Raw genomic sequence first — 13083 nt, 5'->3', positions numbered from 1 at the left:
CAGGCAGAAATTTATTTAGCGGCCAGATATGCATGCGTATGAAAGCCAGCGTCTGCTTATCATGAAAGAAAAATTAATGGTTTTATGATAGGGTTTTGCCTTTGACCGGTGTAGTCTGGATAATGGCAACAGTTATTTACATCGCAGAGGGGAGTCAATGAGTATATTTGCAGTATTAGGTAATCCTGTAGCGCATAGCCGTTCTCCGCAAATTCATCAGGCTTTTGCTGCTCAGCACGGTCAAAAGTTAATTTATGAGCGGCGTCTGATTGCTTTAGATGATTTTGCTGCACAAGCCAGAGAATTTTTTAAAGCTGGTGGAACCGGGGCTAATGTTACTGTGCCTTTTAAGTATGAGGCTTATATTCTGGCTGATGTGCTGACTGAACGGGCTAAAGCAGCAAAAGCTGTTAATACTTTATTCTGGCGCAACGGACAGTTGCTGGGAGACAATACTGACGGTATCGGTCTGGTGCGGGCAATTGAAGAATTATTGTCTTTTTCTCTGAGTAATAAACATATATTACTGCTGGGAGCGGGTGGTGCAGCGTGTGGTGTCATTCAGCCACTTTTACAGCAACTGCCAGCATCACTGACCATTGCTAACCGTTCAGTTGAAAAAGCACAGCTGCTTGCTCAGGAGCATAATGTAAACTGGTGTGCGGTAACGCAGATAAAACCGGAATATGATGTCATTATCAATGCTACCTCAGGTAGTTTACACGGGCAGAAATTACCTGTGTCTGCGCCAGTACTGGCCAGGGCGCAACTGGTTTACGATATGATGTATTCGGCAAAGTTAACCCCTTTTTTGCTTCAGGCTCATGAAGCAGGGTGCCGGCATCTGGCTGATGGTCTTGGTATGCTGGTAGCGCAGGCAGCAGCCTCATATGCATTGTGGCATGGTTTTAATCCTGATATCCGGCCGGTAACCGAGCAGATACGTAAAGAAATGGAACGGTCATGAAAATCGTGCGTAATTTGTTAATTGTGCTCGTTACGCTGTTTTTGCTGTTTAATGTTTATATTTATGGCAGTCTGTTAATCTATCGGACAGTAGCGCCGCACCGCACCATGTTTATGTTGTTACGTATGCATGAGCTGGCTGAAACTCACCCGGATACGCAGTTGAATTATCAGTGGGTAGCTTACAACCGTATTTCGCCCAATCTGAAAAAAGCGCTGATTGCCTCAGAAGATGCGCGTTTTGCCGAACATGACGGTTTTGACTGGAATGGTATCCGTACAGCAATTAAAAAAAATGAACGTCAGGGTAATATTAAGGCTGGCGGTTCAACCATCAGCCAGCAGCTGGCTAAAAATCTGTTTTTATCTGAAAGTCGCAGTTACTGGCGTAAAGCAGAAGAAGCAGTGATTACTTCGCTGCTTGAAGCTACAACCAATAAAGACCGGATTTTTGCGCTATATCTGAATGTTATTGAGTGGGGATATGGGGTATACGGGGCCGAAGCGGCCAGTGAAACGATTTATGGACGAACCGCCATGCAGTTGTCTCCGCAACAGGCAGCCAAACTCGCTGCGCGTGTACCCAGACCGCTTTATTACATTGATCATCCGCGAGATAAAGAAATTCGCCGTAAAGCCAACGTTATTTTACGGCGAATGGGTTCTGCACAATTGCCGGATAATGACCAGTAACTGCAAAGAGTATTGGTTAATTAGTCACTCCGGATTAACCGCGTCGGCGTAAATCTTCTACTTCATCCAGTAATTGCAGAATCAGCGCAGTGGCGCTCGCGCTGGCATCAAAATCACGATGAATACGCCATGCGCGGCGGGCAATAGCCATATGGTAGCCACTATAGCGCGCCAATTGCGGTTCCTGTTCAACAGGAATAACGCTTTCAGCAATCAGGCTTAATATCCAGTTACTCTGATTGTCACAGGCACGAACCAGATCATCAAAGCTTAATTCAATATCTTGTTGATTTTTATTCATTATTCGCTCCTGTTATCAAACATGATTCTGGGGTTTAAAACCGGCGTAATGCGTGGCAAGTGCCTGCCATGCGGCACGGTCTGCTTCGTTAGTGGCTTGTGGCAGCACAATATTTATCAGCAGATACAAATCACCGGCTGCTTTTGCCGGTATACCTTTACCTTTCAGGCGCATTTTCTGCCCGTTGTAGCTGTTGGCAGGAATATTGACACTCAGTTTGCCGGCCGGAGTAGTAATATCTGTTTTACCGCCCAATGCAGCAGTCCAGGGAGCAACGTTGATACGCTGGTAAACATCTTTACGGTTCTGGACATATAAATTATCCTGATTACGGAAACTGATTTTTAAATATAAATCTCCGGATGAACCACCGTTAAAACCAGGTAATCCCTGACCGCTAAGCCGGATTTGCTGACCTTCAGTAATCCCTGCCGGAATTTTTACATTGAGTGTTTTACGCTCATAAGCCATTTGCCCCTGAGCATTCAGTGTAGGCATATCCAGGGATAAATTACGTTGTGCTCCCTGATAGGCTGCGGCAATATCAATAACCAGCTCAGCATGCTGGTCTTCTCCGCCTACCGGACCGCTTCGGCGTTGTTGAAAGCCTTGTCTTGCACTGCTGCCGAAAGCAGAGAATAAGTCGTCAAAACGAAAATCGCCATTGCCAAAGGCTCCGTTCTGACCAAAGTGACTTGGGTCAAAATCATACTGCTGATAACTGTAATCACCCTGGTTGCCTCCAGCCTGCCGGCTGCTATGCCGGAACGGATTGTCCAGCATTTCATCATATTCAGCCCGTTTTTCCTTATCATGTAAGGTTTCATAAGCAATATTGATTTCACTAGTTTTGGCTACGGCATCAGGATCTTTACTCACGTCAGGGTGATATTTGCGAACCAGTTTACGATAGGCTTTTTTGATATCGTCTTCGCTGGCCTTTCGATCAACACCGAGAATTTCATAATAATTGCGTTCAGCCATATTTTATCCTTTGCTGAAATTTCTATTCGTTTTCAAAATACTATTTAAATCAAAATAAGGTCAAATGATTAAAATTTAAAGTGCTTATTTTAGGTAGTAAAAACAATTAATAAAATGTATATTTGTGTTTTAATTATAGATAAATAAAAATGAAATGATTAATTTTTGAAGTCTGAAAGAAATTAAAACTTGATTTGATAATGCGGTAAAGAAAAATTGTAATAATCCAGCTAATATAATATTGATTAAATTAAATAAATTATAAATTGAGATTGAAAATAACAGAATGTGAAATAATTTTATGGGATCAATTTATGATAATTATTTAACATTAAACTATAAATAAAATTCTAAAGAATTAAAACTAAGATAAAAAATAAAGAAAATTTCATTTGTCTGAGTAAAACTGATACTGATAACTTGATTTAGGTTTGGTTGTTTAAAGCAGCGAATAAACAAATTGATTACTCAGTAATAGCGTTTGTATAAAATAAAATTTATTAGTTAATAAATGTCAATTAATGTGCGGAAGTTCAAAAATAATTCCAATTCTGAATTTATTAATAAAAAATAGTTTTTGTTAATGATAATTACGTATTTGGTATTAATATAACTTATTATATTTACTTTTGTTTTATCTAATTACCTGTTTTTGGCATAGTAAAAATCATTTACCACATTCTGATAAACTTTCTGTGATGATTTGTTTATTTGTTTTAAATCAGAAAATTGGTGTAAAAATACATTGCTGTTTAGGTATTACGCTGGTACGATTTAAACGAAAATACAGTATGTTGCATCACAATAATATATGCTTTTATTCAACTAAGATTATGCAGATTTATTGTAAGTTATTTGAATTTATTTGTATTTCTTTTAATTAATTTGGTAAAGCATCTGGTTAATAAAGAAAATGATAAATGAAATAGCAACAACATAAAGTGTTTTGTTCATGACTCAATCCCAAATGAAAGAGGATATTGCTATGTCTGCTGACTTCCATGATCAAGATATCGATCCGATTGAAACCCAGGAATGGCTGGATTCACTCAGCTCGGTGCTGAAAGAAGAGGGACCTGAACGTGCGCATTATTTAATGGAAAGCCTGGTGCGCTATATCCGCCGCCGAGGCATTTACATGCCGTTCAGTGCCACAACAGCCTATCTGAATACTATTCCTGTTGGTAAAGAAAAAAAATCACCGGGTAATCATGAATTAGAGCACCGAATCCGATCACTGGTGCGCTGGAATGCAGCAGCATTGGTATTAAATGCCAGCAAAAAGAATCTTGAGCTGGGCGGGCATATTGCCAGCTTCCAGTCTTGTGCTACTTTATATGATGTTGGTTTCAATCACTTCTGGCATGGTAAAACAGATAATCAGGAAGGCGATCTGGTATTTTTCCAGGGTCATAGTGCACCTGGTTTCTATGCACGTGCATTTGTTGAAGGCCGCTTAACTGAAGAACAAATGAGTAATTTCCGTCAGGAAGTACATGGTAATGGTCTGTCTTCTTATCCTCATCCATGGCTGATGCCTGACTTCTGGCAGTTCCCGACAGTATCTATGGGTCTGGGACCAATCCAGGGTATTTATCAGGCTCGTTTGCTGAAATATCTGGAATCCCGTGGTCTGGCGAAAACTCAGGGCCGTAAAGTATGGGTATTCTGTGGTGACGGCGAAATGGATGAGCCGGAAAGTCAGGGCGCAATTGCACTGGCTGCCCGTGATGGATTAGATAACCTGATTTTTGTTGTTAACTGTAACTTGCAGCGTCTGGACGGACCGGTACGCGGTAACGGTAAAATTATTCAGGAACTGGAAGGCAACTTCCGCGGTGCCGGCTGGAATGTACTGAAAGTAATCTGGGGCAGTAAGTGGGATGCACTGCTGGCTCAGGATAAAGATAATCTGCTGAAAAAACGCATGGAAGAATGTGTTGACGGTGATTATCAGATGTATAAATCACAGAATGGCGCATATGTGCGCGAACACTTCTTCAATACGCCTGAACTGAAAGCCATGGTGGCTAATATGTCAGACGATGAAATCTGGTCACTGAACCGTGGTGGTCACGATCCGCATAAGGTGTATGCCGCTTACTATGAAGCAGTTAATAATCCGGATGGCCGTCCGACTGTAATTCTGGCTAAAACCATTAAAGGTTATGGTATGGGTGCTTCTGGTGAGGCACAGAATACTGCTCACCAGGCTAAGAAAATGGATATGAAATCTTTGAAACAGTTCCGTGATCGTTTCCAGATTCCGGTAACTGATGAAGAGATGGAGCATACTCTGCCATTCTTCCGACTGCCTGAAGACAGCGAAGAAATGAAATACATGAAAGAGCGCCGTGCTCAGCTGGGTGGCTTCCTGCCTTACCGTCATCCTGATTCTGAGCAGTTACCAATTCCGCCATTAAGTGAATTTGAAGCTCAGTTGCAGGATAGCGGTGACCGTGAGTTCTCTACAACAATGGCCTTTGTACGTATTCTGAGTACACTGCTTAAAGATAAAAATATCGGCAAGCGGATTGTGCCGATTGTGCCGGATGAAAGCCGTACATTCGGTATGGAAGGTCTGTTCCGTCAGTATGCTATCTGGAATCCAAAAGGTCAGATTTACACCCCGCAGGATCACGACCAGCTGATGTTCTATAAAGAATCTAAAAATGGTCAGATTTTCCAGGAAGGTATTAATGAGCCGGGTGCAATGAGCTCATGGATTGCTGCTGCAACAAGCTATTCCAATAATGATTGCCCGCTAATCCCATTCTATATTTATTATTCAATGTTTGGTTTCCAGCGTATCGGCGATCTGGCCTGGGCTGCCGGTGATCAGCGTGCCCGTGGCTTTATGCTGGGTGGTACTTCCGGCCGTACAACTCTGAACGGTGAAGGCTTGCAGCATCAGGATGGTCATAGCCATATTCAGGCTGAGCTGATTCCGAACTGCATTTCCTATGATCCATCCTTCTCTTATGAAGTTGCTGTCATTATTCAGCATGGTATGCAGCGCATGTATGTAGACCGTGAAGATGTGTTCTATTACATCACTTTGATGAACCAGAACTATAAACATCCGGCTATGCCGCAGCGTGAAGGAATCGAACAGCAGATTCTGAAAGGTATGTATCTGTTGCAGGAAGGTGGCAGCGGTAAACTGAAAGTGCAGTTAATGGGTTCCGGTGTTATTTTGCAGGAAGTGATTGCTGCAGCAGAACTGCTGAAACAAGATTTCGATGTTGATGCCAATATCTGGAGTGTGACTTCATTTAACGAACTGTACCGCAATGGTATTGATATCGAACGCTACAACCGTCTGCATCCGACCGATACCCAGAAAGTACCTTATGTGACTCAATTACTGTCTGGTCATGAAGGTCCGATTGTGGCTTCAACCGATTATGTACGTCACTTTGCTGACCGTATTCGTGCTTATGTACCACAGGATGTGTTCACAGTTCTGGGTACAGATGGCTTTGGTCGCAGTGATTCCCGTGACAATTTACGTGAGTTCTTTGAAATCAACCGTTACCACGTGGCTGTAGCTGCTCTGAATGGTCTGGCTGATGAAGGCAAGATCAGTAAACAGGTGGTACAGGATGCCATCAATAAATATGGTATCAAGGCTGATGTAGAACCGAGCTGGGCACGTTAATAAACCCAATGCCTGAAGTTCATTCGGATTTCAGGCAGGTTTTGCTGGCTGTGCAAGCTAATGATTGTCGGACGCAGGCTTAAGCCTGCTGTCATCAAAGGACATAATGATGAGTCAGATTGTAGAAATAAAAGTGCCTGATATCGGTAATTATACTGGTGTCGATGTTATTGACGTGGCGGTCAAAGTTGGCGATAGCATTGCGGTAGACGATACCCTGATTACGCTTGAAACAGATAAAGCCACTATGGACGTTCCTGCTGATAAGGCTGGTGTGGTGAAAGAAGTCCTGGTTAAAGTAGGTGATAAAGTATCTGAAGGTAATGTGATTGTGAAAGTAGAAACTTCTGCTGCCGCAAGTGCATCTTCATCTGCTGGTACCACTACTGAAGCTCCGGTTAAGGCAACAACTACCGAAGCAGCCGGTACAGCTGCTCAGTCTGTTGCTGTGAAAGTACCGGACATCGGTAATTTCTCGAATGTTGATGTAATTGAAGTAGATATTAAGGTCGGTGATGATGTAGCTGTTGATCAGACACTGGTTACCCTGGAAACTGATAAAGCGACGATGGATGTACCGTCTACTGTTGCTGGTAAAGTAACGGCTGTACATGTAAAAGTTGGCGATAAAGTATCAGAAGGAAGTGCTCTGATTGAAGTGGCTGTTGCTCCGGCAAGTTCTACTGCCGCACCGTTAACGCCGGAACAAAAAGAAGCTTCTGAAATCAAAAAACAGGTTGCTGCCACACCATCTGCTGAAAATAATGAATTACGTGCCGAAATCAAAAGCCATGTACCTCAGGCTTTTGGCAGCTCTGATATTGATGAGAAAAGTTTTGAAAAAGCCCATGCCAGCCCGTCTGTACGCAAACTGGCTCGTGAACTTGGCGTTGATTTAGGACGTGTAAGTGGTAGTGGGCGTAAAGGACGCATTACCCCTATTGATCTGCGTGAATTTGTTAAATCGGTTATGCAGAAGGTTGAGCAGGGTGGTAGCGGTGCTTCTCTCGGAGGCGGGCTGGATTTATTACCATGGCCTAAAGTAGATTTCAGCAAATTTGGTGAAATTGAGGTTAAAGAACTGTCGCGCATCAAGAAAATCTCCGGTCAGAATCTGGCTCGTAACTGGGTAATGATTCCTCATGTTACTTTGCATGAAGATGCAGACATGACGGATCTGGAAGCTTTCCGTAAACAGCTGAATAAAGAATGGGAGCGTGCAGGTATTAAAGTATCTCCGCTGGCCTTCATTATTCTCGCCTGCGTGAAAGCATTACAGGAATTCCCTGAATTTAATTCTTCGCTTGATGGTGATAACCTAATTCTGAAGAAATACATTCATATCGGTTTTGCCGCTGATACGCCGAATGGTCTGGTTGTGCCGGTTATTAAAAACGCTGACCAGAAAGGTCTGAAAGAAATCACGCAGGAACTGGCTGATATGAGTAAGCGTGCCCGTGAAGGCAAGCTGAAACCTCAGGAAATGCAAGGCGCTTCTTTCACTATTTCTTCTTTAGGCGGAATTGGCGGTACAGGCTTTACGCCTATTGTTAATGCACCAGAAGTAGCTATTCTGGGCGTTTGTAAATCACAGATCAAGCCGACCTGGAATGGTAAGGAATTTGAGCCGCGCTTACAATGCCCGCTGTCCCTGTCTTTTGACCACCGTGTGATTGATGGTGCAGCCGGTATGCGTTTTCTGGTATTTATCAGCCAGCTGCTGGCTGATTTCCGCCGCGTATCTCTGTAAGTTTTTAAATAACAGGCTGCCTGAAAACAGATTGGTTTCTGGCAGCCTGTATACATGAAATACAGGCAATTACTGTTGTATCTGATGCAACAGTCAGGCAAAAGGTAAGACCATGAGCTTAATTGAATTGAAAGTACCGGATATCGGCAATTATAAAGATGTCGATATTATTGCGGTAGAAATCAAACCGGGCGATACCGTTGCGGTAGATGACACACTAATTACGCTGGAAACAGATAAAGCCACGATGGATGTACCGGCAGAAACAGCCGGTGTGGTGAAAGAGGTTAAAGTTAAAGTTGGTGATAAAATTTCTGAAGGTGGTGTGATTGCAGTAGTAGAAGCTGCTGCTAAACCGGCAGCAAGTGCTCCTGCGGCTGAAAGTGCACCGGTAGCAGCACCTCAGGCAGTTAATTACTCCGGCAGCAGTGATACTGAGTACGATGTTGTTGTACTTGGCGGTGGTCCGGGCGGATATTCTGCGGCTTTTGCCGCAGCTGATGAAGGCCTGAAAGTTGCCATCGTGGAACGTTATGCAACTTTGGGTGGTGTTTGTCTGAATGTTGGTTGCATTCCATCTAAAGCTTTACTGCATAATGCAGCTGTAATCGATGAAGTTAAAGAACTGAAAGCCAATGGCATTGAGTATCCGGCACCAAAAATTGATATCGACCAGTTGCGCAGCTACAAGGAAAAAGTAGTAGCGAGAATGACCGGCGGTCTGGCCGGCATGGCTAAAACCCGTAAAGTTGATATTATTCGCGGTAATGGTCGTTATATCGATCCGCATCATATTGAAGTCAAACTGACTTCAGGTGAAGGACGTGTTGAAACCGGTGAAACCAAAACACTGGCTTTTAAAAATACCATTATTGCTGCCGGTAGCCGCGTAGTTAATTTACCGTTTATTCCTGAAGATCCGCGCATTGTTGATTCAACAGGCGCTCTGGCACTGAAATTTGTGCCGGAAAAAATGCTGATAATCGGCGGCGGTATTATTGGTCTGGAAATGGGTACAGTGTATAGCACACTGGGCGCACGTCTGGATGTGGTAGAAATGATGGATGGTCTGATGCAGGGTGCTGACCGCGATATGGTCAGAATCTGGCAGAAGAAAAACGAACATCGTTTTGATAATATTATGCTGAATACCAAAACCACAGCTGTTGAAGCTAAAGAAGATGGTATTTACGTGACATTTGAAGGTGCTAAAGCTCCGACACAGCCGCAACGCTATGATTTGGTTCTGGTTGCAGCCGGTCGTGCACCTAATGGCAAGCTGATAGGCGCAGAAAACGCCGGAGTGGCCGTTACAGATCGCGGGTTTATTAATGTAGATAAGCAGATGCGTACTAATGTACCGCATATTTTTGCCATAGGTGATATTGTAGGTCAGCCGATGCTGGCGCATAAAGCTGTACATGAAGCACATGTGGCTGCTGAAAATTGTGCCGGTCATCAGGCGTATTTTGATGCACGTGTTATCCCAGGGGTGGCTTATACCAATCCGGAAGTTGCATGGGTAGGCATGACAGAAGATCAGGCGAAAAAAGATGGGGTGAAAATCACTAAATCCGTATTCCCCTGGGCTGCTTCCGGCCGTGCCGTAGCCAATGGTTGCAGTGAGGGTGCTACTAAGCTGATTTTTGATGCTGACAGTGGGCTGATAATCGGCGGTGCAATTGTTGGTCCGAGTGCCGGCGATATGATTGGTGAAATTTGTCTGGCTATTGAAATGGGTTGTGATGCAGATGATATCGGTCGCACCATCCATCCTCATCCGACGCTGGGTGAATCAATAGGTATGGCAGCTGAAGTCGCTATGGGTACGTGTACTGACCTGCCGCCACAGCGTAAAAAGTAAGAACTAAAATTCTTATGTTACAGGCTGTCCGGTTATCCCGGATAGCTTTTTTATTGGATGAAAAAAGGTAAATTCGGAAATAATTGATTAAATCAGCTGGTCTGAGTTGAATAATATTTGCAAAAAAATATCAGTATCTGATACGTAAATTACATTTAGACATTCCAGTACAGTGCTTATTCGGTTATTATCAAAATAAATATGCTGATAAATCACTATCCGTGTATTGCTGTGAGCTTATATTTTATTAATCAGTATGAGTACAATTGAATGAATATGAACAGCAAAACCTCTTCTGGTATTGCACCCTGGATTATAGGTGGGTTGGTGCTGCTGGCAACCATCAGTCTGTTTATAGGACTAAAACCGATTTTAATGCCTTTTGCCGCAGCCGGAGTACTGGCCTATATTTTAAATCCGCTGGTAGTAAAACTGCATAGTCTTAAGATTTCCCGCTCGCTAGCAGCAATGTTGGTGATGTTTCTGGGGCTGAGTGTTATTGTGATTTTGCTGCTGATTGTGATACCGATGCTGATTAATTTGCTGGATAGTATTTATGAGAAACTGCCGGCTTTTCTCGACTGGGTGCATCACAGTCTTGTTCCATGGCTTAATCAGACATTTCATATCCGTATCCGCTGGGATGCGGATTATATGTCCAAGTATGTAGCACAATGGATTCAAACTCATAATGCCAGCATTAAAGATGCCGCTTCAAAAGTTTTACCTGTAGTATGGCAGCATAGCAGTGGTATGATAGAGTGGGTGACCAATCTGCTGTTACTGCCTTTTCTTTTATATTATTTTCTGCTGGACTGGAATCGCTGGACCTCCGGTATCCGTCATCTGATTCCGCGCCGTGCCTTACCTACTTATAATCGTATCGCTACCAATATGGATACGGTATTGGGCGAATTCCTTCGCGGCGAATTGCTGGTAATGGTAATTATGGGCATGGTTTATGGTCTGGGGCTGGCATTGGTAGGGCTGGAATCCGGATTTGCCATAGGTATGGTTGCCGGTTTGCTGGTGTTTGTGCCTTATCTGGGTGCTTTTACCGGTCTGCTGCTGGCCACGCTGGCAGCATTATTGCAGTTTGATGGCTGGACAGGACTATTACTTGTCTGGGGTGTATTTGCCATTGGTCAGTTTCTGGAAAGCTTCTTTGTCACTCCGAAAATTGTGGGTGACAGAATTGGTCTGTCTCCGTTCTGGGTTATTTTCTCATTGATGGCATTCGGGCAGTTACTTGGTTTTGTCGGTATGCTGCTGGCGTTACCACTGGCTGCTATATGTCTGGTATTGATTCGGGAAGGAACTCAGGCGTACTGGAGAAGTGATTATTTCCGCAAATTGCCGGAAAATAGCATAATCAAGGATGAAAAAACACAGCAGGACAGATAATCTTGGCTTCTTGTTTTTATATGTTGCCTGCTGAAAAAAACAACACCAGTACTTGCATTTATGCTGTGAAGTCATTAAAATTCTGCGTTTCATGATTTGTATATGTATGTTAGGAGATATTGATGGCCAATAGTGCACAATCTCGTAAGCGCGCCCGTCAGGCACTGAAACAACGTGCCCATAACGCTAGCTTGCGTACCGCTTTTCGCACTGCGGTTAAAAAAGTATTGAAAGCCGTTGAAGCTGGTGACAAAGCAGCTGCTCAGGTTACCTACAGCGAGAGCGTTAAAGTGATTGATCGCATTGCTGATAAAGGTGTTTTCCATAAAAATAAAGCTGCACGTCATAAAAGCCGTCTGGCTGCCAAAATCAAGGCTATGGCTGCTTAAGCTGATTTTTGTCATTGCATGAGACGATTCTCATGATTGCTATTATCACGAGGCTGTTCCCATTGTGGGCAGCCTTATGTTCTATCTTTGCCTATTATAATCCTGCCGTTTTTATTCCTCTGAAATCTTATATTTCTGAAATGTTGATGCTGGTGATGCTATCCATGGGCATGACGCTGAGAATTGAGGATTTTACCCGGGTATTGAAGCGGCCGGCGCCTATTGCGGCAGGTATTGGTCTGCATTATCTGATTATGCCACTGGCCGCATGGCTGATTGCCAGATTGCTGAACATGTCGCCAGAATTGCAGGCAGGAATGGTGCTGGTAGGGTGTGTGGCCAGTGGTACTGCTTCGAATGTGATGGTGTTTTTATCCAAAGGTGATGTTGCACTGTCTGTCACAATCAGTGCCTTGTCTACTGTAGTGGGCATTTTTGCTACACCACTATTGGCAAAACTTTATATAGCAGCATCAATTGAAGTACCTGTCGTAAATATGCTCAGGGAAATTTTGCTGATTGTTGCCTTACCTATTGCTATAGGGGTAAGCATTAATTATTTTGCGCCGAAACTGGTAAAAAAAATTATACCTTCACTGCCACTGATAACGATGTGTATGATTATTATTGTGCTATCAACTGTGGTGTCATTAAGCAGCGATAAAATCGGAATAAAGACGGTAATTGTTGTTATTGGTGTGATTTTGCATAATGCTTTAGGGCTGATTGGCGGTTACTGGGGGGGACGGTTGTTTGGTTTTGATAAATCCATCTGTCGCACACTGGCTCTGGAAGTAGGGATGCAGAATTCTGGTCTGGCAGCAGTATTGGGATCTAACTTTTTTGGTTCGATGGCTGCTTTACCGGGCGCAATATTTTCATTATGGCATAATATTTCCGGTTCGTTTCTCGCCAGCTACTGGTCGGGAAAGCCTACAGGTACAAGTAACGACCATGTGAAACGTGAAGATGTCAGTTTACATTAATTAATTTGACATACCCAAAAAGCCCGGTTATGAGTCCGGGCTTTTTTATTGAATAATGCTTTGCTGAATTAAATGTACAGGTATT

The 13083-nt window shown here is 43.4% G+C and carries 10 protein-coding genes; 8 read left to right on the top strand and 2 right to left on the bottom strand.

From position 1 onward, the window contains the following. Window positions 1-157 precede the first annotated feature (157 nt). Together aroE and mtgA are read left to right on the top strand one after the other, a co-directional pair. On the top strand, window positions 158-967 hold the full coding sequence (gene aroE, locus H3T84_RS04860) for a shikimate dehydrogenase (protein WP_198218399.1): 810 nt from the start codon (window positions 158-160) through the stop codon (window positions 965-967). Continuing rightward, the gene (gene mtgA / locus H3T84_RS04855; RefSeq protein ID WP_078475326.1) at window positions 964-1659 is read left to right on the top strand and encodes a monofunctional biosynthetic peptidoglycan transglycosylase; all 696 of its coding nucleotides are present in this window, start codon (window positions 964-966) and stop codon (window positions 1657-1659) included. The genes aroE and mtgA overlap by 4 nt, the downstream gene beginning before the upstream one ends. A gap of 34 nt (window positions 1660-1693) precedes the next feature. On the opposite strand, the gene H3T84_RS04850 is transcribed toward mtgA, so the two are convergent. After that, window positions 1694-1960 carry a chaperone modulator CbpM gene (locus H3T84_RS04850; protein ID WP_078475325.1) on the bottom strand — a complete coding sequence of 89 codons (267 nt, stop codon included), beginning with the start codon at window positions 1958-1960 and terminating at the stop codon, window positions 1694-1696. Window positions 1961-1975: 15 nt separating this feature from the next. Further along, on the bottom strand, window positions 1976-2944 hold the full coding sequence (locus H3T84_RS04845; protein WP_198218398.1) for a DnaJ C-terminal domain-containing protein: 969 nt from the start codon (window positions 2942-2944) through the stop codon (window positions 1976-1978). Window positions 2945-3896: 952 nt separating this feature from the next. On the opposite strand from H3T84_RS04845, the gene aceE reads away from it, so the two are divergent. From aceE to H3T84_RS04815, 6 genes are all read left to right on the top strand, one after another. Then, a complete protein-coding gene (gene aceE / locus H3T84_RS04840) occupies window positions 3897-6605 on the top strand; it encodes a pyruvate dehydrogenase (acetyl-transferring), homodimeric type (RefSeq protein WP_370524010.1) in 2709 nt (902 codons plus the stop codon). Between the two features lie 109 nt (window positions 6606-6714). After that, window positions 6715-8355 carry a dihydrolipoyllysine-residue acetyltransferase gene (gene aceF, locus H3T84_RS04835; RefSeq protein ID WP_198218397.1) on the top strand — a complete coding sequence of 547 codons (1641 nt, stop codon included), beginning with the start codon at window positions 6715-6717 and terminating at the stop codon, window positions 8353-8355. A 112-nt stretch (window positions 8356-8467) separates the two neighbouring features. Beyond that, window positions 8468-10219 carry a dihydrolipoyl dehydrogenase gene (gene lpdA / locus H3T84_RS04830; protein ID WP_198218396.1) on the top strand — a complete coding sequence of 584 codons (1752 nt, stop codon included), beginning with the start codon at window positions 8468-8470 and terminating at the stop codon, window positions 10217-10219. Window positions 10220-10495: 276 nt separating this feature from the next. Then, on the top strand, window positions 10496-11623 hold the full coding sequence (locus H3T84_RS04825) for an AI-2E family transporter (protein WP_198218395.1): 1128 nt from the start codon (window positions 10496-10498) through the stop codon (window positions 11621-11623). A 122-nt stretch (window positions 11624-11745) separates the two neighbouring features. After that, the gene (gene rpsT, locus H3T84_RS04820) at window positions 11746-12012 is read left to right on the top strand and encodes a 30S ribosomal protein S20 (protein ID WP_025330392.1); all 267 of its coding nucleotides are present in this window, start codon (window positions 11746-11748) and stop codon (window positions 12010-12012) included. A 32-nt stretch (window positions 12013-12044) separates the two neighbouring features. Further along, on the top strand, window positions 12045-12998 hold the full coding sequence (locus H3T84_RS04815; protein WP_198209555.1) for a bile acid:sodium symporter family protein: 954 nt from the start codon (window positions 12045-12047) through the stop codon (window positions 12996-12998). Window positions 12999-13083: the final 85 nt, after the last annotated feature.

The organism is Snodgrassella sp. M0110, assembly GCF_016101465.1.
GTDB lineage: Bacteria > Pseudomonadota > Gammaproteobacteria > Burkholderiales > Neisseriaceae > Snodgrassella > Snodgrassella alvi.
Note: the sequence above shows the minus strand (reverse complement) of the source record. Positions and strands in the feature narration are given on the sequence as shown.